General features: G+C 72.0%; 24 protein-coding genes. 10 read left to right on the top strand and 14 right to left on the bottom strand.

The features are described from left to right. Nucleotides 1-160: 160 nt before the first annotated feature. The gene (locus E0H26_RS17840; RefSeq protein WP_206025217.1) at nucleotides 161-673 is read right to left on the bottom strand and encodes an HIT family protein; all 513 of its coding nucleotides are present in this window, start codon (nucleotides 671-673) and stop codon (nucleotides 161-163) included. Nucleotides 674-928: 255 nt separating this feature from the next. Here E0H26_RS17840 and E0H26_RS17835 point away from each other — a divergent pair, with 255 nt between their 5' ends. Further along, nucleotides 929-1,678 carry a D-Ala-D-Ala carboxypeptidase family metallohydrolase gene (locus E0H26_RS17835; protein WP_131304930.1) on the top strand — a complete coding sequence of 250 codons (750 nt, stop codon included), beginning with the start codon at nucleotides 929-931 and terminating at the stop codon, nucleotides 1,676-1,678. A 51-nt stretch (nucleotides 1,679-1,729) separates the two neighbouring features. On the opposite strand, the gene thrS is transcribed toward E0H26_RS17835, so the two are convergent. Next, complete coding sequence (gene thrS, locus E0H26_RS17830; RefSeq protein WP_131304928.1) at nucleotides 1,730-3,730, bottom strand: threonine--tRNA ligase; 2,001 nt, start codon at nucleotides 3,728-3,730, stop codon at nucleotides 1,730-1,732. Nucleotides 3,731-3,937: 207 nt separating this feature from the next. Between thrS and E0H26_RS17825 the strand changes: the two genes are divergently transcribed. Then, a complete protein-coding gene (locus E0H26_RS17825; protein WP_206025205.1) occupies nucleotides 3,938-4,813 on the top strand; it encodes a DUF1775 domain-containing protein in 876 nt (291 codons plus the stop codon). Between the two features lie 22 nt (nucleotides 4,814-4,835). Here the strand turns inward: E0H26_RS17825 and E0H26_RS17820 are convergent, their stop codons facing one another. Further along, a complete protein-coding gene (locus E0H26_RS17820; protein WP_131304924.1) occupies nucleotides 4,836-5,756 on the bottom strand; it encodes an ADP-ribosylglycohydrolase family protein in 921 nt (306 codons plus the stop codon). 74 nt (nucleotides 5,757-5,830) lie between these two features. Here E0H26_RS17820 and E0H26_RS17815 point away from each other — a divergent pair, with 74 nt between their 5' ends. Continuing rightward, nucleotides 5,831-6,520, top strand: coding sequence for a response regulator transcription factor (locus tag E0H26_RS17815; protein ID WP_131304922.1), 690 nt, complete (start codon nucleotides 5,831-5,833; stop codon nucleotides 6,518-6,520). Nucleotides 6,521-6,549: 29 nt separating this feature from the next. Then, nucleotides 6,550-7,944: a HAMP domain-containing sensor histidine kinase gene (locus tag E0H26_RS17810; RefSeq protein ID WP_206025203.1), complete on the top strand. Its 1,395-nt coding sequence runs from the start codon at nucleotides 6,550-6,552 to the stop codon at nucleotides 7,942-7,944. 251 nt (nucleotides 7,945-8,195) lie between these two features. Here E0H26_RS17810 and E0H26_RS17805 read toward each other — a convergent pair whose 3' ends face one another. Next, the gene (locus E0H26_RS17805; protein WP_131305022.1) at nucleotides 8,196-9,215 is read right to left on the bottom strand and encodes an adenosine deaminase; all 1,020 of its coding nucleotides are present in this window, start codon (nucleotides 9,213-9,215) and stop codon (nucleotides 8,196-8,198) included. Nucleotides 9,216-9,358: 143 nt separating this feature from the next. Here E0H26_RS17805 and E0H26_RS17800 point away from each other — a divergent pair, with 143 nt between their 5' ends. Both E0H26_RS17800 and E0H26_RS17795 read left to right on the top strand, forming a co-directional pair. Beyond that, nucleotides 9,359-10,342: an aldo/keto reductase gene (locus tag E0H26_RS17800; protein ID WP_131304920.1), complete on the top strand. Its 984-nt coding sequence runs from the start codon at nucleotides 9,359-9,361 to the stop codon at nucleotides 10,340-10,342. A gap of 53 nt (nucleotides 10,343-10,395) precedes the next feature. Next, on the top strand, nucleotides 10,396-10,590 hold the full coding sequence (locus E0H26_RS17795; protein ID WP_131305020.1) for a hypothetical protein: 195 nt from the start codon (nucleotides 10,396-10,398) through the stop codon (nucleotides 10,588-10,590). 131 nt (nucleotides 10,591-10,721) lie between these two features. Here E0H26_RS17795 and E0H26_RS17790 read toward each other — a convergent pair whose 3' ends face one another. The 7 genes from E0H26_RS17790 to E0H26_RS17760 all read right to left on the bottom strand — a co-directional run bounded on the left by E0H26_RS17790 (nucleotide 10,722) and on the right by E0H26_RS17760 (nucleotide 15,007). Next, on the bottom strand, nucleotides 10,722-10,925 hold the full coding sequence (locus E0H26_RS17790) for a cold-shock protein (protein WP_013732668.1): 204 nt from the start codon (nucleotides 10,923-10,925) through the stop codon (nucleotides 10,722-10,724). Nucleotides 10,926-11,188: 263 nt separating this feature from the next. Next, nucleotides 11,189-11,461 carry a DUF4235 domain-containing protein gene (locus tag E0H26_RS17785; protein ID WP_131304918.1) on the bottom strand — a complete coding sequence of 91 codons (273 nt, stop codon included), beginning with the start codon at nucleotides 11,459-11,461 and terminating at the stop codon, nucleotides 11,189-11,191. After that, complete coding sequence (locus tag E0H26_RS17780; RefSeq protein ID WP_131304916.1) at nucleotides 11,458-11,778, bottom strand: DUF3618 domain-containing protein; 321 nt, start codon at nucleotides 11,776-11,778, stop codon at nucleotides 11,458-11,460. The genes E0H26_RS17785 and E0H26_RS17780 overlap by 4 nt, the downstream gene beginning before the upstream one ends. Beyond that, nucleotides 11,775-12,209 (bottom strand): phage holin family protein, encoded by a 435-nt coding sequence (locus E0H26_RS17775; protein WP_131304913.1) that lies wholly within the window; start codon nucleotides 12,207-12,209, stop codon nucleotides 11,775-11,777. The genes E0H26_RS17780 and E0H26_RS17775 overlap by 4 nt, the downstream gene beginning before the upstream one ends. Nucleotides 12,210-12,430: 221 nt before the next feature. After that, complete coding sequence (locus E0H26_RS17770; RefSeq protein WP_131304911.1) at nucleotides 12,431-13,627, bottom strand: mechanosensitive ion channel family protein; 1,197 nt, start codon at nucleotides 13,625-13,627, stop codon at nucleotides 12,431-12,433. 106 nt (nucleotides 13,628-13,733) lie between these two features. Continuing rightward, a complete protein-coding gene (locus E0H26_RS17765) occupies nucleotides 13,734-14,555 on the bottom strand; it encodes a DUF1206 domain-containing protein (RefSeq protein WP_131304909.1) in 822 nt (273 codons plus the stop codon). A 95-nt stretch (nucleotides 14,556-14,650) separates the two neighbouring features. After that, the gene (locus E0H26_RS17760; protein ID WP_131305018.1) at nucleotides 14,651-15,007 is read right to left on the bottom strand and encodes a hypothetical protein; all 357 of its coding nucleotides are present in this window, start codon (nucleotides 15,005-15,007) and stop codon (nucleotides 14,651-14,653) included. A 76-nt stretch (nucleotides 15,008-15,083) separates the two neighbouring features. On the opposite strand from E0H26_RS17760, the gene E0H26_RS17755 reads away from it, so the two are divergent. Next, a complete protein-coding gene (locus E0H26_RS17755; RefSeq protein ID WP_240742249.1) occupies nucleotides 15,084-15,365 on the top strand; it encodes a GNAT family N-acetyltransferase in 282 nt (93 codons plus the stop codon). Here the strand turns inward: E0H26_RS17755 and E0H26_RS17750 are convergent. Beyond that, the gene (locus E0H26_RS17750) at nucleotides 15,349-16,860 is read right to left on the bottom strand and encodes a glycoside hydrolase family 3 protein (RefSeq protein WP_131304905.1); all 1,512 of its coding nucleotides are present in this window, start codon (nucleotides 16,858-16,860) and stop codon (nucleotides 15,349-15,351) included. The two genes, E0H26_RS17755 and E0H26_RS17750, sit on opposite strands and share 17 nt — an antisense overlap. A gap of 441 nt (nucleotides 16,861-17,301) precedes the next feature. Between E0H26_RS17750 and E0H26_RS17745 the strand changes: the two genes are divergently transcribed. Both E0H26_RS17745 and E0H26_RS17740 read left to right on the top strand, forming a co-directional pair. Continuing rightward, nucleotides 17,302-18,933 carry a RecQ family ATP-dependent DNA helicase gene (locus E0H26_RS17745; RefSeq protein ID WP_131305016.1) on the top strand — a complete coding sequence of 544 codons (1,632 nt, stop codon included), beginning with the start codon at nucleotides 17,302-17,304 and terminating at the stop codon, nucleotides 18,931-18,933. 74 nt (nucleotides 18,934-19,007) lie between these two features. Then, the gene (locus E0H26_RS17740) at nucleotides 19,008-19,511 is read left to right on the top strand and encodes a hypothetical protein (protein WP_131304903.1); all 504 of its coding nucleotides are present in this window, start codon (nucleotides 19,008-19,010) and stop codon (nucleotides 19,509-19,511) included. A 63-nt stretch (nucleotides 19,512-19,574) separates the two neighbouring features. On the opposite strand, the gene E0H26_RS17735 is transcribed toward E0H26_RS17740, so the two are convergent. After that, nucleotides 19,575-20,339 (bottom strand): ABC transporter permease, encoded by a 765-nt coding sequence (locus E0H26_RS17735; RefSeq protein WP_131304901.1) that lies wholly within the window; start codon nucleotides 20,337-20,339, stop codon nucleotides 19,575-19,577. After that, nucleotides 20,332-21,297 (bottom strand): ATP-binding cassette domain-containing protein, encoded by a 966-nt coding sequence (locus tag E0H26_RS17730; RefSeq protein WP_131304899.1) that lies wholly within the window; start codon nucleotides 21,295-21,297, stop codon nucleotides 20,332-20,334. Before E0H26_RS17730 ends, E0H26_RS17735 begins: the two co-directional genes overlap by 8 nt. Before the next feature lie 96 nt (nucleotides 21,298-21,393). Between E0H26_RS17730 and E0H26_RS17725 the strand changes: the two genes are divergently transcribed. Next, nucleotides 21,394-22,152: a TetR/AcrR family transcriptional regulator gene (locus tag E0H26_RS17725; protein WP_131304897.1), complete on the top strand. Its 759-nt coding sequence runs from the start codon at nucleotides 21,394-21,396 to the stop codon at nucleotides 22,150-22,152. The last annotated feature ends 5 nt before the right edge of the window (nucleotides 22,153-22,157 follow it).

Genomic DNA, 22,157 nt, shown 5'->3' with positions numbered 1-22,157 from the left:
TTCACCGGACGCACTGGTTTCGGCCGTCGAGTGTTGCGCCGGTTGAAGCAGAGCAAAGCGCTCAAGCACCGGACGGGCCGGCTCGGCGCGGCGCGGCAGCGAGACCAGACCGGGCCGGGCCGGGCGGAGTGGGGCGCCGGGCCGGGTGGGGGGCGGCGAGTCAGGCGGGCCAGGCGCGCACGAGCAGGTCGCGGGTGTCGCCGAGTAGTTGCGGCAGCACCTTGGTACGGCCGATCACCGGCATGAAGTTGGCGTCGCCGCCCCACCGGGGCACCACGTGCTGGTGCAGGTGGGCGGCGATGCCGGCACCGGCCACGCCACCCTGGTTCATCCCCAGGTTGAAGCCGTGCGCGTTGCTGACCTTGCGGACCACCCGCATGGCGGTCTGGGTGAGCGAGGCCAACTCGACCGTCTCCGGTCCGTCCAGGTCGGTGTAGTCGGCCACGTGCCGGTACGGGCAGACCAGCAGGTGGCCCGGGTTGTACGGGTACAGGTTGAGCACCACGAACACGTGCTCGCCCCGGGCGACCACCAGACTCTCCTCCGGCGGTCGGCGCGGGGCCAGGCAGAACGGGCATCCGGACGGCTTCTCGTAGCCGCCCTCGGGTCGGTCCGCGCCGGAGATGTAGGTCATCCGGTGGGGCGTCCAGAGCCGGTCCAGCCCGTCGGCCATGTCCCTGTCGGTGTGCTCGTCCGCCCCAGTCACACCGGCGATCCTACGTACCGCGCGGCGCGGGTAGGCCACCCGCACCGCAGCCGCCGGCCACACCGCCGACCACCGGCGACCGGACCGCCGGCCACCGGCGGGCATGCTGCCGGGCCACGGTGACGCCCGCTTGCAGAATGCGGCAAAGATTTCTTGACTGTTACATCGACGTAGGCGAAACTTTCAGTCCTCTTGCTTCGAAGATCGTCGATTGGAGTGGTCGTGGAACGACGTTCCGTCCGGCAACGCCTGGTACGGGCCCTGACCGCCTGCGTGCTGGCCGCGGTGGCGAGCCTGACGGCGGTGACCGCCACCGGCACCGCCGCCCAGGCCGACGCCTGCTACACCTGGGGCCGCACCCTGTCCTCGGGAATGACCGGCGAGGACGTACGCCAGCTACAGATCCGCGTCGCCGGCTACCCCGGCTACGGCGCGGTGCTCACCATCGACGGGGCGTACGGCCCGGCCACCCGGTCGGCCGTGATCCGCTTCCAGCAGGCGTACGGCCTGGCCGCCGACGGGGTCGCCGGGCCGCAGACCGTCAACCAGATCTACGCGTTGCAGGACGCCGACTGCACCCCGGTCAGCTTCAGCTACGCCGAGTGGAACCGCTGCAACAGCGACTGGTCCGGCGGTGCCGTCCCGGCGAGCACCGCTCGCTTCAACGCCCTGGTCTCGATGTGGAAACTCCAGGCCATGCGCCGCGCCATGGGCAACGCACCGCTCTACCTCAGCAGCGGATTCCGCAGCTATGCCTGCAACAGCGCGGTCGGCGGGGCCAGCAACAGCCGGCACCTCTACGGCGACGGGATCGACCTGGTCGGCTCGCACTCCCTCTGCGCGCTCGCCCAGCAGGCCCGCAACCACGGCTTCAACAACATCCTCGGCCCCGGCTACCCGGGGCACCACGACCACACCCACCTGGGCAGCCCACCGAGCCGTTCCTGGTCGGCGCCGAACTGCGGGATCTGATCGCCCGCCGCGACGCCGGCCCCGCCAGAGGCGGGGCCGGCGTCGCGGTGGTCAGGCGGCCGACGGGCCGACGTTGGTCCGAGAGTTCACCACGTCCAGCACGTGGGCGACCGCCTCGGCCAGCGGCACCCCGTTGCGCTGCGAGCCGTCCCGGTACCGGAACGACACGGTGCCGGCGGCCACGTCCTCGTCCCCGGCGATCACCATGAACGGGATCTTCTGCTGCTGGGCGGTACGGATCTTCTTCTGCATCCGGTCGTCACCGGCGTCGACCTGGGCCCGGATGCCCTCGGCCCGCAGCGCGGCGACGAAACCGTGCAGGTAGTCGGCGTGGTCCTCGCGGATCGGGATGCCGACCACCTGCACCGGAGCCAGCCAGGCCGGGAAGGCACCGGCGTAGTGCTCGGTGAGCACGCCGAAGAACCGCTCGATCGACCCGAACAACGCCCGGTGGATCATGACGGGACGCTGCCGGGTGCCGTCGCCCGCCTGGTACTCCAGACCGAACCGCTCCGGCAGGTTGAAGTCGACCTGGATGGTGGACATCTGCCAGGTCCGACCGATCGCGTCCTTGACCTGCACCGAGATCTTCGGGCCGTAGAAGGCCGCGCCCCCCGGGTCGGGCACCAACTGGAGCCCGGACTCCTCGGCGGCCGAGCGCAGCGCCTCGGTGGCCCGCTCCCAGTTCTCGTCGGTGCCGACCGACTTCTCCGGGTTACGGGTCGACAACTCCAGGTAGAAGTCGTCCAGCCCGTAGTCGCGCAGCAACTCCAGCACGAAGGCGAGCAGGGACTTCAGTTCCCCCGCCATCTGCTCCTCGGTGCAGAAGATGTGCGCGTCGTCCTGGGTCATGCCACGGACCCGGGTCAGGCCGTGCACCACACCGGACTTCTCGTACCGGTAGACGGTGCCGAACTCGAACATCCGCAGCGGCAGCTCCCGGTAGGAACGACCCCGGGAACGGAAGATCAGGTCGTGCATCGGGCAGTTCATCGGCTTGAGGTAGTAGTTCGCGCCCTCCACCTCCATGGGCGGGAACATGCCGTCGGCGTACCAGTCGAGGTGCCCGGAGACCTCGTACAGGTGACCCTTGGTGATGTGCGGGGTGTTGACGAAGTCGTACCCGGCCTGCTCGTGCTTGATCCGCGAGTAGTTCTCCATCTCCCGGCGGATGATGCCGCCCTTGGGGTGGAAGACCGCCAGGCCGGAGCCCAGCTCGTCGGGGAAGCTGAACAGGTCCAGGTCCACGCCGAGCTTGCGGTGGTCGCGCCGGGCCGCCTCCTCCAGCAGCTTCAGGTACGCCTTGAGCGCGTCCCGGGTCGGCCAGGCGGTGCCGTACACCCGCTGCAGCTGCGGGTTCTTCTCGCTCCCCCGCCAGTACGCGGCGGCCGAACGCATCAGCTTGAACGCGCCGATCAGTCGGGTGTTCGGCAGGTGCGGCCCCCGGCACAGGTCCGACCAGCAGACCTTGTCCTCGTCGGCGGCGAGGTTGTCGTAGATGGTCAGCTCGCCGCCGCCGACCTCCATCACCTCGGCGGAGTCCAGCCCCTCGCCCTTGACGTCGATGAGCTCCAGCTTGAACGGCTCGGCGGCCAGCTCCGCCTTGGCCTCGTCCAGGCTGTCGAAGCGCCGCCGCCGGAACCGCTGACCGGACTTGACGATCTCCTGCATCCGCTTCTCGAGCTTGGCCAGGTCGTCCGGCTGGAACGGCTTCTCGACGGCGAAGTCGTAGTAGAAGCCGTTGTCGATCGGCGGGCCGATGCCGAGCTTCGCCTCGGGGAAGATGTCCTGCACCGCCTGGGCGAGCACGTGCGCGGTCGAGTGACGCAGCACGTTCAGGCCGTCCGGCGAGTCGAGGGCGACCGGCTCGACCGAGGTCTCCTCGGACGGGCGCCAGTCCAGGTCGCGCAGCACGCCCTGCGGATCGCGGACCACCACGATCGCCTTCGGTCCGTTGGCGGGCAGGCCGGCCGCGGCCACCGCGTCGGCCGCCGTCGTCCCGGCGGCAACGACGACGGGGTCGGCCACGGCGGGGGTACGGGGTGCGGACACGGGAGACTCCTCGCAGCAGTGGTATCAGGAAAGTGCCAATGTTGGCTCACCGTGATGCTATCGGTCGCCCGCTGAGCACTGCCGCCCGATATCGGCGGCACGGAGATCGGACCAGGCGTTGAACCTTTTCGTCCTCGGATCCGAACTACCAGGTGTGGCCGGAGCCCGTTCCGGCCAGGACGACAGGGATGGGGACCCAGGATGGCGATGACGCGCGGCGGGAGCCGTCGACGCCGGGGCGGAGCGGTGGCCGCGCTGTCCACCGCCATGGTGCTGCTCTGGCCGGCGGCGGCGTGGGCCGACGGTGTGACCTTCACCCCGACCGAGGCACAGCAGGGCAACTCGGTGAAGATGGAGTTCACGGTGCCGGACGAGCGGCCGGGGGTGCGTACCGAACGGATCGAGATCCGGATGCCGGCGGACCCGCCGATCGCCGAGGTGTACCCGCTGTCGGTGTCGGGGTGGGCTCCCGCGATCACCACCCGCCAGCTCGACGTGCCGGTGGCGGGCATGCACGGCCCGGCCACCGACGTCGTCACCGCCGCGCTGACCTGGTCCCGCGCACCCGGCTCGGCCGACGAAGGCCCGGCCCGACTGGTCTTCTCGATGGCCCCACTGCCACAGACCGACCAACTGCCCTTCGAGCTGACCCAGACCTACGCCGACGGCCTACAGGTGCACTGGGGCAGCGGCCCCGGGCAGCGACCACTGCCCCCGCTGACCCTGACGCCCGGCGATCCGGCCTACCCGGGCGCCCACGGTGGCGGGCACGGCGGCGCTCCGGCCGACGCCCCGCCGGCCCCGGCCACCGCCGCCGGCGACGGACCGAACGCGAACAGTCTGCTCGCCGCCGGCCTGGTCGCCGGCCTCGGCGGCGGCGCCGTGGTGGGCTGGCTGATCAGCCGGCGCCGCCGCAACGCCGAGGAGGTCGACCGCTCGGTGCTCGACGAGGAGCCGGCCACGCCCGGCACCGGGGAACCGGCGGGACCGGTCACCGAGCCGGAGCAGCCCGGCACCGGGGCCCGGCAGCGGGTCGCCGAACCGACCGCCGAGCAGGAGCAGCCGGCGGGTGCCGCACGCTGAACGGTCCGGGTGGCAGGTCGGCTCAGCCGACCCAGTCGGGTAGCGGCTCCCGCGCCGCCAGCCAGTCGGTGGGCACCCCGCCCGGGGTGCCCACTCCGGTGTATCCGGCCACCACCCCACCGACGATGGCGGCGGTGGTGTCCACGTCCCCGCCCGCCTCGACACAGGCCCGTACGGCGGCCGGATAGTCGTCCAGGTGCGTGGCGGCCACCCAGAGGGTGAACGCGACGGTGTCCTGCGCGGTGACCCGGGCACCGTTGCCCAGCGCCGCCACGATCTCGCCCAGCGGGCGACCGAGCAGCCCGCCCGCCCGGCGTACGCCTCGATGCACCTCGGTCGCCGGGTCCAGCGCGGCGGCCACCCCGGCGAGCAGCCGGGCCGGAGTGGGCCGGTCGCCGTCCAGGCGGGCCCGCGCGGCCAGCGACCCGGCCACCGCCACCGCGACCGCACCGGCGATCCCCTCCGGGTGGGCGTGGGTCACCTCGGCCGATGCCCGCGCCTGCGCGGCGGCCCGGGTGGTCGAGTCGGCGAAGTACGCGCCCAGTGGCCCGACCCGCATCGCCGCGCCGTTACCGCAGGAGCCCTGACCGTCGAAGGCGGCCGCGGCGGCGACCGGCCACGGGGTACCGGTACGGATCAGCCGCAGGATGCGTACCGCGCCCGGACCGTAACCCCGGTACGGCTCGCAGCGCTCGGCGAACGCGATGGCCAGGGCATCCCGGTCGATACTGCCCGCCTCCCCGAGTGCCGCCAGTACCGAGCAGGCCATCTCGGTGTCGTCGGTCCACTGCCACGGCGGTGGCGGGAGCAGTCCGGCGGCCAGGTCGGCCGGCCGCCGGCCGGGTACGAAGAACTGGGATCCGAGGGCGTCGCCGACCGACAGGCCGGCGAGGCTGTCCCGGGCCAACGCCAGCCGGGTGTCCGGGTAGAGGGTGAACGTCATGGTTGTACCAGCTTGGCGGGTTCCCCGGTGGGCCGCAATGACGTTCGGCTTGCCGTGCCGAGTACCGTGCGGGGGTGGCCACCGTCCTCCTGGTCGAAGACGATCACGTCGTACGCGGCGCGATGCTTCGTTCCCTCACCGATCGGGGCCACGCGGTACACGCGGTGGGCACCGCCCTGGACGCGCTGCGCCGGGTCGCTGCCGAGACACCCGACCTCGTCGTACTCGATCTGGGGTTGCCGGACCTGGACGGATCGGACGCCCTGCGCATGCTGCGCGGCATCACCGACGTGCCGATCATCATCGCCACCGCCCGCGACGACGAGCAGTCCGTGGTCAAGCTGCTACGCGCCGGGGCCGACGACTACATGGTCAAGCCGTTCACCGGCGCCCACCTGGACGCCCGGATCACCAGCGTGCTGCGCCGGGTGGGACGAGCCAGCCGCGCGGTGCAGCCGGTGGTGCACAGCGTGGGCGGGCTGCGCGTCGACATCGGCGAACGCAGCGCCCATCTCGACGGGGAGCCGCTGGCGCTGACCCGCAAGGAATTCGACCTGCTGGCGTATCTCGCCGCACGCCCTGGCCGGGTAGTGTCCCGGCGGGAGCTCTTGGAGGAGGTATGGCGGCAACCGTCGGTCGGCGAGGACCAGACCATCGACGTTCACCTGTACTGGCTACGGCGCAAAATGGGCGAGTCCGCGGCGAAGCCGCGCTACCTGCGCACCGTGCGGGGGGTGGGCTTCCGGCTGGTGGCGCCGGACTGAGGCGGTCGCTGGCCCTGTCGACGGCCGGCATGGGCGCCCTGCTGGCGCTCGCCTTCCTGATTCCGCTCGGCCTGGTCCTCGGTGGGCAGGCCCGCGAGGAGGCGATCGCCGACGCGGCCCGCCGCAGCGCGCTGGTCACCGGGGCGCTCGCGGTGAGCACCGAGCCGGACGTGGTGGCCCGCGCGATCGAGGCCAGTGGCGACGATCCGGCCACCCGCCCGGTGGTGCACGGCCTGGACGGTGACTCCGCCAGCGGGCGAGCCGACGCCGAGCAGTTGGCGCAGGCCCGCTCCGAGCGGCGTTCCGTGGTGCTCGACGTCGACGGTGGCGTGTTGCGGCTGGACCCGGTGGTGCTCGGCGACCAGACCGCCGTGGTGGAGGTGTTCATACCGGAGTCCGCCCTCGGCGGGGGCGCCGGCAGCCGGTGGCTGCTGCTGACCGGCGTGGCCGTCGCCCTGTTGGCTGCGACGATGCTGGTGGTGGACCGGGTCGCCGTGCGGGCGGTGGACGCCACCCGGGACCTGGTCAAGGCGGCCCTCGCGGTGGGCGACGGCGAACTGGGCGTACGGGTCGAGCCGAGCGGTCCCCGCGAACTTGCCGAGGCCGGCCTGGCCTTCAACCGGATGGCCGAACGCTTCGTCGCGGCCCGCACCGAGGAGCGGGAACTCGTGGCGGACCTGTCGCACCGGCTGCGCACGCCGCTGACCGTGCTGCGGCTGGACGCCGAGGCGTTGGAGTCCGACGACACCAGCGTGGGCTCGTTCAGCCAGGCGGAACTGGACCATCTGCGTGGGATCCGGCGGATCCGGCAGGCGATCGTCACCCTGGAGGGTGAGATCGACGTGCTGATCAAGACCACCCGTAAGGCGGTGGCCACCGAGGCCGGTCCGGCCATCTGCGACGTGAGCGAGGTGGTCCGGGACCGGATGGTCTTCTGGGCGGCGCTGGCGGGCGACCAGAACCGTCCGCACCGGGTGACCGGCGCCCAGCTGCGGATCCCCGCGCCGGTGCCCCGGGCCGAGCTGGCCGCCGCGCTGGACGCGGTGATCGGCAACGTGTTCCGCTACACCCCGCAGGGCACCGCCTTCGAGGTGGCCGTCTCCCGACGCGACGGGTACGTGGCCATCCGGATCGACGATGCCGGACCGGGCATCGCCGACCCGGACCGGGCGCTGCGTCGCGGCACCAGCGACCAGGGCTCCACCGGACTCGGGCTGGACATCGCCAAGCGGGTGGCGTTGCAGGCCAGCGGTTCGGTCAGCATCGACCGGGCTCGCCTCGGCGGGGCCAGCGTGGTGATGCTGCTCGCCGACCCGGAGGCCACGCCACGTCAGGTCAGCCGGTTCGGCCTGGTGGGCCGGATGGCCCGGGAGCAGAAGAGCAGCGGGCGTCGATGGCCCCGGCAGCGACCGACGGACACCTGAGCCACCGCGTACGCCGACCGCGAGCATGAACGGACTGTGCCCCGGCACAAGTCTTCCTTAGATCCGGATTAACCGGAGCCCAGTGGCGGCCGGCTACTGTCAGGATTCCTTCGAACCCAGCAGTTCCACCGGCCCCCCGCTCCCAGCGCACCGGGGCCGGTGGAGCCGTGCGCGCGGCGGGAGACACGGTCCCCCCACACCTCCTCCCGCCGCGCGCCACTCCGCAGCCGCACCTCTGCCCGCCAGCATGATCAGGCGGAGGCGAGGTAGGCGTCGATCTCGTCGGTGATGCGGCGCTTGCCGGTGTCGTCCAGGAAGGACGCGGTCACGGCGTTACGGGCCAACTCCGCCACCTGCGTCGGGCCGGCGTTCAACAGCCGGGCGGCCACCGCGTACTCGTCGTCGAGGGTGGTGCCGAACATCGGCGGGTCGTCGGAGTTGATGGTCACCAGCAGCCCGGCCTCGACCAGGCGGGGCAGCGGGTGCTCCTCGATGGCCGCCACCGCCCGGGTTCGCACGTTGGAGGTCGGGCAGACCTCCACCGGGATCTGCCGCTCGGCGAGATAGGCCAGCAGCTCGGGGTCCTGCGCGGCGGAGATGCCGTGGCCGATGCGTTCGGCGCCCAGCTCACGCAGCGCGTCCCAGATGGTCTGCGGGCCGGTGGTCTCACCCGCGTGCGGTACCGAGTGCAGTCCCGCCGCGCGGGCCTGGTCGAAGTAGGGCTTGAACTGCGGACGCGGCACGCCGATCTCGGGCCCGCCCAGACCGAAGCTGACCAGCCCTTCCGGGCGCTCGTCGAGACAGATCCGCAGCGTCTCCTCGGCGGCCGGCAGCCCCGCCTCGCCGGGAATGTCGAAGCACCACCGCAGCTCGATGCCGAAGTCGGCGGCGGCCCGCTTGCGGGCGTCCTCGATGGCCTCACAGAACGCCGGGGCCGGGATGCCCCGCCGCACGTGCGAGTACGGCGTCACGGTCAGCTCCGCGTAGCGGACCTGCTGGCGCGCCAGTTCCCGGGCCACCTCGTGGGTGAGGATCCAGACGTCCTCCTGGTCCCGGATCAGGTCCACGACGCTGAGGTACAGCTCGATGAAGTGCGCGAAGTCGCGGAAGACGAAGTACTCGGCCAGCAGTTGCGGATCCGCCGGCACCGGGCTGCGCCCCTCGTGTCGAGCGGCCAGCTCGGCCACGATCCGGGGCGAGGCGGACCCGACGTGGTGCACGTGCAGCTCCACCTTGGGGAGTCCGGCGATGAAGGTACGCAGGTCGGTCACGGGTTCCAGGTTCACGTAGGCAGTCTTCCAAAAGGCCGGGCGCTGCTGGCATGTCACCCGCCATCAGGGGAAAACCGTACGAGCGTCCGGTTGCATTGCGGCCCGGTCCGGGCCGCAGCGAGCGCGGCCACTAGGCTCGTTCCATGGAGCAACGCACCTTCCCCCGACTTTCCCGGCAGGCCGGCGTGGTCGGCCTGGGCGCCTGGCAGCTGGGTGCCGACTGGGGCACGGTCAGCGAGGACGACGCGATGTCGGTGCTCAGCGCCGCTGTCGAGGCCGGCGTCGACTTCCTGGACACGGCCGACGTGTACGGCGACGGACGCAGCGAACAGCTGATCGGGCGCTTCCGGGCGGCCCACCCGGACGCCCAGCTGACCGTGGCCACCAAGATGGGCCGCCGCGTGCCGCAGACCCCCGAGGCGTACACCCTGGACAATTTCCGCAGCTGGACCGACCGGTCCCGGGCAAACCTCGGGATGGACACCCTGGATCTGGTGCAGCTGCACTGCCCGCCGACGGTGGTCTTCGCCGACGACGCGGTCTTCGACGCCCTCGACACGCTGGTCGACGAGAAGCGCATCGCCGCGTACGGGGTCAGCGTGGAGACCTGCGACGAGGCGCTGACCGCGATCGCCCGCCCCGGGGTGGCCAGCGTCCAGATCATCCTCAACGCGCTGCGCCACAAGCCGCTTGAGCGGGTGCTGCCGGCCGCCGCGAGCGCCGGTGTCGGCATCATCGCCCGGGTGCCGCTGGCCAGCGGTCTGCTCTCCGGCCGCTACGACGAGCACACCACCTTCGCCGCCGACGACCACCGCTCCTACAACCGGCACGGGGAGGCGTTCGACGTCGGCGAGACGTTCTCCGGCGTCGACTACGCCACCGGCCTGGCCGCCGTCCGCCGGCTCGCCCCGCTGGTCGGCGACGGCCGGACGATGGCCCAGTTCGCGCTGCGCTGGGTGCTCGACCAGCCGGGCGTCACGGTGGTCATCCCCGGCGCCCGGGACGCGGCGCAGGCCCACGCCAACGTCGCCGCCGCCGGTCAGCCTCCACTGTCGACATCGGAACTGGCCGAGGTGACCGCCGTCTACGACGAGCTGATCCGCCCGCAGGTGCATCACCGATGGTGAACGACGCACCGACCGGCGCCACCGCCGGTCGGCCAGCCGACAGTGAGATCGCGATGAGCGGCTGGTTCCGGCTCACGCTCGGCCTGCTGGCCGTGGTCCTCGGCGCGGCCTGCACGGTGCAGGGGCTGGGCTATGTCGAGGAGAGCGTGATGGCCGGCCACCGGGTCTGGGCGCTGATCGGCCCGGTGCTGATGCTGGCGGGCGTGGTCCTGCTCTGGCTCGGCGTTCGCGCCCGCAACCACCGCTGAACCGGGTCCGGCACCCGACGCTGGTCGGGTGCCGGCGGATATGGAAAGCCCCGCGTCCTGTCGGAACGCGGGGCTTCACACCGATTTGGGGGGCGGCCTCGCCACTGGCCGGCAGCCGCCGACCGGTGCTCTCAGAGGGGGCGGACCTGCTCGGCCTGCGGACCCTTCTGGCCCTGGGCGATCTCGAACTCCACCCGCTGGTTCTCCTCCAGCGTGCGGTAGCCGCTGGACTGGATGGCCGAGAAGTGGACGAACACGTCAGCACCCCCGCCGTCGACGGTGATGAAGCCGAAGCCCTTGTCAGCGTTGAACCACTTCACGGTTCCCTGCGCCATCTGTATCTCCTTCTAAAACTGGCGGCCAAGCACGCCGTGCGGCCGATTGGCCGTTTTCGAGCAGCGGCGCCTGAGGCGGCCCCCGGTGAAGGAGACTTCTCTCAACCCACGCCATCTCTCAACAGCGTGGAACAGCAAACCACGTACGCAAAAACTCTGCACAGCCTACCCGACGAAATTCTCCGACATGTGACCTGACGGATACGCCGGGCCCGCTGGGTGGCGGCTGCGCCCGAGTCGAAAGGCCCCTCGCCAAACGGGGTTCAGTCAGGCCAACGGCCGGTCAACCGGCGTACGCCCACCGCACCGCCTCGGTCCACGGCGGCCCGGACGATGGCGAAGATGGCGCCCTGCAGGGCCGCCGCCGCGAGGATCTCGCCCCAGCGGCGGTCCTCGTCGGTCGCGTTGGGGGCCTCGCCATCTCCGGCGGCCACCTTCCACACCTGGCGGAAGATGGTGCCGGCGATCGCACCGGCGGCGATGCCCATCAGCACACCGACCGGTTTGTAGGCGACCCTGCCGATGCCCTTGCTCACCGACGCCTCCCCTGAATGATGGCCAGGACCACTGCGGCGACCAGCGCCCCGGCGGCCAAGGCGACGAACGGTGCCGGGCCGGGCCGCCCTCCGGTACCCGCCGCCTCACGGCCGAGGCCGGTCTGCGCGCGGACCCGGGCGACGGTCATCGCGGCCTGGTCCCGTACCCGCTCCCGGGCCTGGTCCGCAGAGGACTTGAGCCGCTTCTTGACGTCGGCCTTGGCGGCCAGCGCCTCCATCGTCTCGCCCAACTCGACCCGGGTACGCCGGATCTCGTCCCGCAGCGCCTCGGTGTCGCCGGTGCCGTTGCGCGTCATGCCCGCCCCCTGTCCTTGACAGCGGCGCTGACCACGTCGACGTCGGCCCGCAGGCTACGCACGGTCGCCTGCGGCACGGGCGGGACCGCCCGGCTGACCTGCCGCCGGCCGATCAGGGCCAGCACACCGGCGATCAGGAAGACGGCCACCGCCACGATCAGCGCGGCCGCCCAGGCCGGCAGTACCAGGGCCAGCAGCAGGATCGCGGCGGTGATCAGCGCACCGAGACCGAAGAACGCGAACGCGCCGCCGCCGGCGAGCAGGCCGATGCCGATGCCGGCGTGCTTGCCCTTCTCGGTCAGTTCGGCGCGGGCGAGCGTGAGTTCGTCGCGCACCAGGCGGGAGACCTGCTCGGCCGCCCGCTGGACCAGCTCGGCGGTGGACGGTTCGCTCCCATTGTGGGAGGTACGGATGTTCGCCACGTCAGCCATGCTGTCCCCCTCTCGTCATCACCGCGCTGTATGCCCGAACTCGCCGTCCGTCAATCCTGCCCGGGGGTGGTCGACTCGCGCCCGGCGCAGCCACCGAGAAGGGACAGAAGCGTCCCGCAGCAGGTCCCCAGAAAACCCGGCGGCAAACGATTGCGGGGCCGATCACTTTTCTTGATCATGAAATTGCCGACCGGGCCCCGGCTCGGGATCGGCGCGGCGGATCAGCGGCGCGCCTCGGCGGGTTCGTCGGGGCCGACGAACGCTTCGCTACGGGCCTCGCCGTCGTCGCTACCCCCGAAGAGGCGCGCGTCGTCCGGAACCTCTCCCTCGGCGGCACGGCGCGGCGTACGCGAGGGTCGCACCCACTGCCAGGGCAGGGCGCCCGCACCGTCACCGACCTCGGCACGCAACCGGGGCATCGCGGTGGGCCGCTGGTCGCGTACCCACGCCACCAGGTGTTCCCGCACCAGACAGCGCAGATCCCACAACGCGCCCGCGCTGGCGGCGCTCACCAGCGCCCGGATCTTGACCATGCCGCCGGTCGCGTCCGTCACCTGCAGTACGCAGACCCGGCCGTCCCACAGCTCGGTGTTCTCCACCAGGCGGCGCAACTCCTCCCGCATGGCCTGCACCGGAACCGACCAGTCGACCTCGAACTCGGCCGTGCCGAGCACGGCGGCCTCGGTGCGCGTCCAGTTCTGGAACGGCGTACTGGTGAAGTAGGAGGTGGGCAGGATCAACCGGCGGTCGTCCCAGATCTGCACCACCACGTAGCTGAGCGTCAGCTCCTCGATCCGGCCCCACTCCCCCTCGACCACCACCACGTCGTCGAGGCGGACCGCGTCGCTGAAGGCCAGTTGCAGCCCGGCGAAGAGGTTGCCGAGCAGGCTCTGCGCGGCCAACGCGGCGACGATACCGACCACACCGGCACTGGTCAGCACGCCGGCACCGATGCCGCGTACGGCAGGGAAGGTCATCAGCATCACGCCGAGCGTGAGGATCACGATCACCACGATGGTGACCCGACGGAGCATGACCACCTGGGTACGCACCCGGCGCGCGTGCCGGTTGTCCGGCACGTCGACCCGGAACCGGGCCAGCGCGGTGTCCTCGACCACCACCAGCAGGGAGGCGACCAGCCAGGCGCTGGCGGCGATCACCGCGAGCACCAGCAGATGCAGCAGCACCTGCCGCCAGGGGGCGCCGACCGCGTACCCGGTGCTGAAGCGCACGGCGAACTGCACGGCGAGCACCGTCGCGGCCACCTGGACCGCCCGGTGCGCGTGCTCGGTCAGCTCGGTCAGCAGCAGTGAGCGGCGGCCCCACCGCCTGATCAGCCGATGTACCACCTCGACCAGCACGACGGCGGTCGTCGCCGCGGCGAGCGCGGCGACGACCGTTACCAGGTAGCTGTGCACGTGTTCGTCTCCTTCCAGGGCGACGGCAAGATCCACGCAAAGGGGCAATTTTGCCTCGGATCGCCGTCGCCGGCCACCGCTGAGGCGCGGTGGCCGGCTGGAAGGATCAGACCTTGCGGTAGCGGGACTGGAGGAAGCAGTAGAGGCCGAAGGCGGCGATGCCCAACGCGATGAGCGTGAGCAGGATGGCGCCGTACGACTGGTCACGCAGCGTCCGCAGCGCGGCGTCCAGCCCTCGGGCCTTCTCCGGGTCGTAGTTGACCGCGGCCAGCACGACCAGCAGACCGGTGACGGCGAACGCGCCGCCCCGGGAGAGGTAGCCGGCCATGCCGAGACGGCGCGCGAGCTGGGTGGTCCGGGCGTTCATCTCGCCGGTCTTCAGCCGCTTCATGAACTTCTTCTTCGCCCCGTAGATGACCATGCCGACGCCGACGCCGGCGAGCACCAGCCCGGCCAGGCCGACCAACCAGCGGCCACCGGTGGACTCCATCATCCGGGCGGTCAGCTCCTCCTGCTGGGAGGCGCTGTCGGAGTTGGCGTTGGAGAACACCTTCCAGGCTGTCCAGGCCAGCCAGAGGTAGATGACCGTACGGGCCGCCGAGACGACCCGTTCCTTGATCCGGTCGTTGCCGCGTTCGGCGCGGTGCCCGACGGCCGCCTCAAGGGCCTGCCAGATCGCCATCGCGACCATGCCGACGGCGATCGCGATGACCAGGAACTTGCCCATCGGTTGCGCGGCCAGGGTACGCAGCGCGCCGGACTGGTCGCCGTCGTCGGCGGAGTTGCCGAACGCGATCTGCAACGCCAGCCAGCCGAACAGCAGGTGCACGATCCCGTAGCCGACGAAGCCGGCCCGGGCGAGGAGTTCCAGCCACCGGCTGTCGGCCGTACGGGCGGCGGTGGCTTCGGCGTTCCGGGTGAGAGACATGGGCCCTCAATCTCCGCCCACGGAGATCGCCAAACGTGACGCCCGCACCGCTATCGGCGGACGTCGGCGGACCGGCCGCCGACGTCCGCAAACCGTCAGCGGGAGATGCGGACCTTCACCTCGGAGTCGGTGACGCTGTCCAGGGTGACCGCGAGGCCACCGACGTCGGCCGCCTGCTGGCCGACGGTCAGCGTCAACTGCTCGCCGGCGACCTCGATGGTGACCTGGTCGTCCTGGGCACCGACCAGCCGGGCCTCGACGCCGAGGACGTTGGCGCTGGCCTCCACACCACGGTCGAAGGTCACCGTGCAGGAGTCCAGCCCGCAGTTGGTGCTGGCCCCTTCCGAGCTGCACCCGGCCAACAGGGCGGCGCCGAGTGCGAGGCCGGCCAGCAGGCCGGCCGCCCTGCGGGCGGAGGTGTGGGGGGTCTTACCGGCGGGGGGTCGGTTCATCACGCCGCCCAGGGTACGAGACGCCGGCGAACACCATCGGGGGCGCACCGGCCGGTGGACAATGGGCGACGTGAGCATGCTGGTCGAGGAGAACTCCGCCAAACACCGCTACGAGATCCTGGTCGACGACGCACTGGCCGGGTTCACCGCGTACCTGCCCCGCGGGGAGGTGCTGGTCTTCACCCACACCGAGGTGGATCCGAACTTTCAGAACATGGGCGTCGGCTCGGCGCTGATGCGCGGCACGTTGGACCAGGTCCGGGCCCAGGGCCAGCGGGTGGTGCCGCAGTGCCCCTTCATGGCCGCGTTCATCGAACGCCACCCCGAGTACGCCGACCTGGTCACCAGCCCGGCGTGACGGCGGCGCCGCTGAGCAGTTCGGCCGCGGCCCGCCCGGCGGCCCGGGTGGCGCCGTGGGTGGCGACGTGCACCGGGCCGATGACCAGCGCGGGCAGTCCCAGCTCCACCACCACCGCGTCGGGTCGGGTGGCCAGTGCCCGGTCGACGGCGGCGCGCATCCAGGAGTGCCGGTGCAGATCCCGCACCACCAGAACCAGGGGACGGCCGGCGGCGTCGGCGCTCGGGTCGACCGGCGTCGTGCTCTCGGTGTAGCGGGCACCGGTGGTGCCGGGCACCAACTCGGCCAGCGGGGCGGCCACCCCCCACGGGGTGTCCACACCGATCGCGATGTTGTGCGGCGGCGCGAACTCCACCACGTGCGCGGCGCCGACCAGCGGCAGGACGACCTCCCCGCCGGTGCTGGTGACCCGCAGCGCACGACGCGCGGCGGCCAGTCCCACCGTCGAACCGTCGGCCGCCCCGCCGACCGACGCGGGCCGGGCCGCCCGGGCGGCCACCGTCCAGGCGGCGAGCTGGCCGACCCGCTTCGCCGCCTCGGCCAACCGCTCCTCCGGCAGTTCCCCGGCCACGACCCCGGCCACGATGGCGTCCCGCAGATGACGGACGGTCTCCTCGTCGGCGTGCTCCCCGCCCACGCAGATCGCGTCCGCGCCGGCGGCGAGGGCCCGCACCACGGCACCGGCGAAGCCGTACCGGCCCGCCACCGCCTGCATCTCGATCCCGTCGGTCACCACCACCCCGTTGAAGCCCAGTTCCTCGCGGAGCAGGCCACCGAGGATCCGTTCGCTCAAGGTGGCCGGCAGCTGCGGATCCAGCGCCGGCACCAGCAGGTGCCCGGTCATCACCGCCTGTACGCCCGCGGCGACGGCGGCCCGGAAGGGGGCCAGCTCGACGGCGTCCAGCCGGGCCCGGTCGGCGGTGATCCGGGGCAGATCGTGGTGTGAGTCGACGTGGGTGTCGCCGTGGCCCGGAAAGTGCTTGGCGCAGGCAGCGACCCCGCTCGACTGCAGGCCGCGCACCCAGGCGGTGGTGTGCCGGGCCACCAGCGACGCGTCGGCGCCGAACGAGCGGACCCCGATCACCGGGTTGTCCGGGTTGGAGTTGACGTCGGCGTCCGGCGCGTAGTTCAGGGTCACCCCGGCGGCGGCGAGTTCGACACCGAGATCACGGGCCACCTCCTCGGTGAGCGCCGGGTCGTCCACCACGCCGAGGGCGAGGTTGCCCGGCCGGGAGCTGCCCCGCACCGACTCGAACCGGGTGACGTCACCGCCCTCCTCGTCGATCGCGACGATCACGTCCGGCCGCTCCGCCCGCAACGCGGCGGTGAGGGCCGTGACCTGCTCCGGATCGACGACGTTACGGCTGAACAGGACCACCGACCCGAGCCCGTCACCGAGCCAGCGGCAGACCCAGGCGGGCGGCACGGTGCCGACGAAACCGGGCTGCAGGACCGCGGTCGCCAGCGCCGCCAGGTTTCCGTTGGACGCGCTCATGCCCGCTCTCCGCTCCGCTGGGTGGACGCACTGAACTGATGATTCGCTCGCTGACGCTCGCTCATGCCGGTCGTTGCACCCCGTCTTCTCGGCCATGGTCCCGCCAGCGGGCGGTGCAGACATGGTCACACCGCGCCAACGAATAGTCAATAAACCTTACAGTTGCCTTGGGAGCGCTGCCCGACAAGAGTGCGGGTATGGAGCCGCTGCTGGCCGACGCGACGAGCGCGGCCGACATCCCTGGCGTACGCCTGCTCGGTCTGGTGGTCGGCGGCCTGCTGTTGCTCGTCGCGATCCGGGCGATGTTCCGGCGCTGAGCGCCGCCGGGGTGAGCAGCGTGGTGGGTTACCGCCGGCCCCGCTGACAGCGGCACGGCGTGGGACTGCCGCGTCCATCAGGGACGGTTTGGTGATCGTGTCGGCCGGGTACCTGCGGCCCTCGATGAAGCTGACCACGCACTCGATGTCGTTGCGCCGCGCGGCGCGCAGCCTGTTCGGCTGGACCGCCCTGAGGCCCAACCAGCTCGCCGCCATGCGGGCCGTGATGAAGCGCCGCGACGCCCTGGTGGTCCTGCCCACCGGTGCCGGCAAGTCGGCGATCTACCAGATCCCGGCCAGCCTGATCCCCGGTCCCACCGTGGTGATATCGCCACTGCTCGCCCTGCAACAGGACCAGATCGCCGCCCTGAACGAACGGCAGCGACCGGAACTGCGCGCGGTGCGGATCAGCTCGGCCGAGACGCCGGCCCAGCAGGCAGAGGCGATCACCGAGATCCGCGACGGGCGGGCCGAGTTCCTCTTCATCACCCCGGAGCAACTGGCCAACCCGCAGCGCATGGCCGAGGTGCGCGAGTTGAAGCCGGCCCTGGTCGCGATCGACGAGGCGCACTGCATCTCCGCCTGGGGACACGACTTCCGGCCCGACTACCTGGCGCTCGGCCAGCTCATCGAGGGCATCGGCCGGCCGCCGGTGGTGGCGCTGACCGCCACCGCCTCCCCGCCGGTACGCGAGGACATCGTCGCCCGGCTGCGGCTGCGCGAGCCGGAGATCGTGGTCTCCGGGCTGGACCGGCCCAACCTGTTCCTGGAGGTGGCGCACTGCCCCACCGAGGACTACCGGTGGCGGCGCCTGATCGCGCTGCTGGAGGAGGACAAGCGGCCGGGGATCATCTACGTGCCCACCCGCCGGGCCGCCGAGGAACTGGCCGCCCGGCTCACCGGGGCAGGCTTCCCGACGCGGTACTACCACGGCGGGATGTCCGGCAGCGCCCGCGCCCGGCTGCACGAGGCGTTCCTCGCCGACCAGGTGCCGATCATGGTGGCGACCTCGGCGTTCGGCATGGGTATCGACAAACCCAACATCGCCTGGGTGGTGCACATGGCGCTGCCCGACTCACCGGACAGCTACTTCCAGGAGATCGGTCGTGCCGGGCGGGACGGCCAGTCCGCCCGGGTGCTGCTGCTCTGGCAGGCCGAGGACGTCGGGCTGCAACGGTATTTCAGCGGTGGCCTGCCCGACGCCACCGAGCTGCGGGACCTGGCGGCGCTGTTGCGCCGGGAGCCGAGCACCCGCAAGGAGCTACGCGAGGTCACCGGGCTGGGGCCACGCAAGCTCGGGCAGTACCTCGCGCTGCTGGAGCAGGTGGGCGCGGCGTCACCACGGGCCGGACAGCGGGTCGGCGCACCCCGCTACTCCCCCACCCCGGTGCAGGCCGCGGCCGCCGCCCTGGGCGAGGCCGAGCGGCAACAGAACCTGACCCGCTCGCGTACCGACATGATGCGTGCCTTCGCCGAGACCAGCGCCTGCCGGGGGCAGACCCTGCTCGCCTACTTCGGTGAGCAGATGAGCGCGATCTGCGGGCACTGCGACAACTGCCACGCCGGCACCAGCGTCGCCGACGACGGCGCGGTGGGTCCGTTCCCGGTGCACAGCCAGGTCCGGCATCCGGAGTGGGGTGCGGGCCTGGTCCTCAGCTACGAGGAGGGTCGGATGACGGTGCTGTTCGAGGAGGTCGGGTACAAGACGCTGTCGGTCAGCGTGGTGTCCGAACAGGGATTGCTGGCGCTGGACTAACCTGGGCCAGCCGTCGACCGCACCCGGGCGGTGCGACCGGCGGGGACACCGACGACGAGCGGGAGGGGCAAGTCGTGATCGAAGAGCCGGCGTACACCGGTTTCGGTTTCACCGACGAGGAGTGGGGGCTGCTGGTCGGCCTGCCACAGTCGGTGCTCACCGCAGCGAGCGCCGCCGAGTCCGACGGCACCAAGGCGACGATGGCCGAGAGCGCCGCCGGCCTGGAGAGCATTTCCGCCGGCCGGGAGTCGGCCAGCCCGCTGGTGGCGGCGGTGGCCGGCGAGCTGGTGACCCGGGTGGGCGACCCGGAGGCCGGCGAGGAGTTGCCCGCCATCGCGCCCGGCGACCCCCGCGCCTACGCCGAGGACGTGCTGGCCCGGGCCAAGGAGGCGACCACGCTGCTGGCGGCCAAGGTGGACGAGGGCGAGGCCGGCGCGTACCGGCACTGGCTCGTGGAGATCGCCGAGCAGGTCGTCGGCGCGGCCAGCAGTGGCGGCGTACTCGGCCTGGGCGGCAGCGTGGTCAGCCCGTCGGAGCGACGCTTCCGCGACCGGCTGGCCCAGGTGCTCAACGACTGACCGGGCGTACGGCGGCGCCGGGCGGCGCCGCCGTACGCGGGGCAGGCACATCGCGTCGACGGGTCAGGCGACCCGTCGGCGGAACAGCAGCGCGGAGAGCACCACCGCGACGACCAGGATGCCGAGGAACCAGGCCACCACGCGGGCCGGCGCCGATCCGACCGGCGTGTCCAGCAGCAGCCCACGCAGGGACTCGATGACCGGCGTGACGGGCTGGTGCTCCGCGAAGCCGCGCAGCCAGCCGGGCATCGTCTCCACCGGCACGAACGCGCTGCTCGGGTAGGGCAGGAACATCACCAGGAAGGTGTAGCCGCTGGCCGCCTCCGGGGTGCGGGCCAGCAGGCCGAACGCCGCCGACATCCAGGACACCGCCAGCAGGAACAGCACCAGCAGCCCGGCGGCGGCCAACCAGCGCAGCGGCTCGATGGCGGGCCGGAACCCGATGGCGACGGCCACCGCCAGCACCAGCGTGGTGGAGACCAGGTTGCGGGCCACGCTCGCCACCACGTGTCCGGCCAGGATGGCGGTGGCGCTGATGTCCATCGTGCGCAGTCGCTCGATCATCCCCTCGGTCAGGTCGGTGGTCACGCTCACCGCGGTGCCCGCCGCGCCGAAGCCCGCGCAGAGCAGCAGTACGCCGGGCACGACGTAGGTGACGTAGGCCGAGCCGGTCTCGATCGCCCCGCCGAAGAGGTAGACGAAGAGCAGCATCAGCAGCACCGGCAGCACCAGCGAGACGAGCAGCGCGTCGATGTTGCGCCGGGAGAGCCGGACAGAACGGCCGATCATCACCGCGGTCTGCGTCCCCCGGATGGCCAGTTCAGACATTCGCCACCTCCCGGTCGGCGGTCACCGGGCGGCCGGTGAGGGTCAGGAAGACGTCGTCCAGGGTGGCCTCCCGAACGGTGAACCGGACCACCCCGTGCCGGTCCGGGTCGATCTCGTCGAGCAACCGGCGTATGTCCGGCGCGCTGCCGTCGGTGGTCACCGCGAGTTCCAGCCGGGCCGGGTCGCGGTGGACGACCCGGTCGCCCAGCCGCTCCGCCGCCTGGCCGAACCCGGCCGCGTCCCGCCAGGTCAGCTCCAGCCGCTGGGCGCCGAAGCGCTGCTTGAGTTCCGTGGCGGTCCCCTCGGCGGCGAGCCGGCCGTCGTGCAGCACGGTGATCCGGTCGGCGAGGCGATCCGCCTCCTCCAGGTACTGCGTGGTCAGCAGCACGGTGACCCCGGCCCGGGCCAGTTCGCCGATCACCTCCCACAGGCCCTGCCGACTGCGCGGGTCCAGACCCGTGGTGGGCTCGTCCAGGAAGATCACCGAAGGGGTGCCGACCAGGCTGGCCGCCAGGTCGAGCCGACGCCGCATGCCGCCGGAGTACGTCCGCACCCGCCGCCCGGCGGCCCCGGCCAGGTCGAAGCGGTCCAGCAGGGTGGTGGCGCGCTGGCGGGCGGCGCGGCGGGAGAGTCCGGTCAGCCGGGCCAGCATGGTCAGGTTCTCGATGCCGCTCTGCCCGTCGTCGAGCGCCGCGTGCTGGCCGGCGAGGCTGATCGTCCGCCGGACCTGCCGTCGTTCGCCCAGCACGTCGTGGCCGGCGACCCGGGCGATGCCCGAATCCGGCCGGGTCAGCGTGGCCAGGATCCGCACCGTGGTGGTCTTGCCCGCCCCGTTGGGTCCCAGCAGCGCGTGCACGCCGCCGGTGGCCACCCGCATGGTCAGCCGGTCCAGGACCACGAGGTTGCCATAGGTCTTGCGCAGGTCGACCAGTTCGACCGCTGGTGGTCCGTTCACCATGAGCATCCTCCGCTATTTGCGTACGACATACGCTTTAATGCGTAGACCATACGCAGAAGATAGGATGACGGTCAAGGTCGGCGGCGGGAGGCGCAATTGGCGGACGAGGAACTGCCCGAGAACATCGCGCTCGCCTGGGGACTGCGCGATCGGCCGAGCCGGGGCCCGAAGCGCAGCCTCAGCCTGGAACAGGTGGTCGCCGCCGGGATTCAGGTCGCGCAGGCCGAGGGCCTGCCGGCGGTCTCGATGAGCCGGGTCGCCAGCGAACTGGGCGTGTCGACGATGTCGCTGTACCGGTACGTGCCGACCAAGCACGACCTGCTCGATCTCATGGTCGACACCGCGTTCGGCCCGCCGCCGCAGCCCCGCGCCCCCGGCGAGGGCTGGCGACCGGCGCTGGCCCGCTGGGGCGAGGGCCACCTCACCGCGCTCCGCCGGCAGCCCTGGATCCGGCACGTACCGATCAACGGCGCACCGATCAACCCGAACCAGGTGCGTTGGCTCGAGTACGGCCTGCACGCGCTGCGCGGCACCGGGCTACGCGCCACCGAACGGATCTCCACCATCATGCTGGTCAACGGGTACGCGCGCAGCTGGGCCACGCTCAGCCTGGACCTCGCCGAGGCCGCCGCCCGCTCCGGGCAGACCCCCGACGAGGTGGGCATGCGCTACTGGCGGAACCTGACCGTGGTCACCGCGCCCGGCCCGTACCCGGCCATCCACGAGCTGCTGACCGAGACGGGCGACGAGGACGACGACGAGGACGCGGAGTGGCGCTTCGGCCTCGGCCGGGTGCTCGACGGCGTCGAGGTACTCATCGAAAGCCGCGCCACGCAGGACCCCGCCGGGCGCTGACCCGC

Origin of the sequence: Micromonospora zingiberis (assembly GCF_004331455.1) — a bacterium.
GTDB classification, from domain to species: Bacteria; Actinomycetota; Actinomycetes; order Mycobacteriales; family Micromonosporaceae; genus Micromonospora; species Micromonospora zingiberis.
The sequence above is the reverse complement of the archived record's forward strand: the minus strand, read 5'-3'. Positions and strand labels throughout refer to the sequence as shown.

Coding starts and splice junctions, on each gene's coding strand:
- E0H26_RS17765 (WP_131304909.1), bottom strand. CDS start 14,555: ATGTCTCTCACCCGGAACGCCGAAGCCACCGCCGCCCGTACGGCCGAC.
- E0H26_RS17780 (WP_131304916.1), bottom strand. CDS start 11,778: ATGACGCGCAACGGCACCGGCGACACCGAGGCGCTGCGGGACGAGATC.
- E0H26_RS17820 (WP_131304924.1), bottom strand. CDS start 5,756: ATGACGTTCACCCTCTACCCGGACACCCGGCTGGCGTTGGCCCGGGAC.
- E0H26_RS17730 (WP_131304899.1), bottom strand. CDS start 21,297: ATGGTGAACGGACCACCAGCGGTCGAACTGGTCGACCTGCGCAAGACC.
- E0H26_RS17735 (WP_131304901.1), bottom strand. CDS start 20,339: ATGTCTGAACTGGCCATCCGGGGGACGCAGACCGCGGTGATGATCGGC.
- E0H26_RS17795 (WP_131305020.1), top strand. CDS start 10,396: ATGAGCGGCTGGTTCCGGCTCACGCTCGGCCTGCTGGCCGTGGTCCTC.
- E0H26_RS17760 (WP_131305018.1), bottom strand. CDS start 15,007: ATGAACCGACCCCCCGCCGGTAAGACCCCCCACACCTCCGCCCGCAGG.
- E0H26_RS17745 (WP_131305016.1), top strand. CDS start 17,302: ATGAAGCTGACCACGCACTCGATGTCGTTGCGCCGCGCGGCGCGCAGC.
- E0H26_RS17840 (WP_206025217.1), bottom strand. CDS start 673: ATGGCCGACGGGCTGGACCGGCTCTGGACGCCCCACCGGATGACCTAC.
- E0H26_RS17755 (WP_240742249.1), top strand. CDS start 15,084: ATGCTGGTCGAGGAGAACTCCGCCAAACACCGCTACGAGATCCTGGTC.
- E0H26_RS17775 (WP_131304913.1), bottom strand. CDS start 12,209: ATGGCTGACGTGGCGAACATCCGTACCTCCCACAATGGGAGCGAACCG.
- E0H26_RS17810 (WP_206025203.1), top strand. CDS start 6,550: ATGGGCGCCCTGCTGGCGCTCGCCTTCCTGATTCCGCTCGGCCTGGTC.
- E0H26_RS17750 (WP_131304905.1), bottom strand. CDS start 16,860: ATGAGCGCGTCCAACGGAAACCTGGCGGCGCTGGCGACCGCGGTCCTG.
- E0H26_RS17790 (WP_013732668.1), bottom strand. CDS start 10,925: ATGGCGCAGGGAACCGTGAAGTGGTTCAACGCTGACAAGGGCTTCGGC.
- E0H26_RS17825 (WP_206025205.1), top strand. CDS start 3,938: ATGACGCGCGGCGGGAGCCGTCGACGCCGGGGCGGAGCGGTGGCCGCG.
- E0H26_RS17800 (WP_131304920.1), top strand. CDS start 9,359: ATGGAGCAACGCACCTTCCCCCGACTTTCCCGGCAGGCCGGCGTGGTC.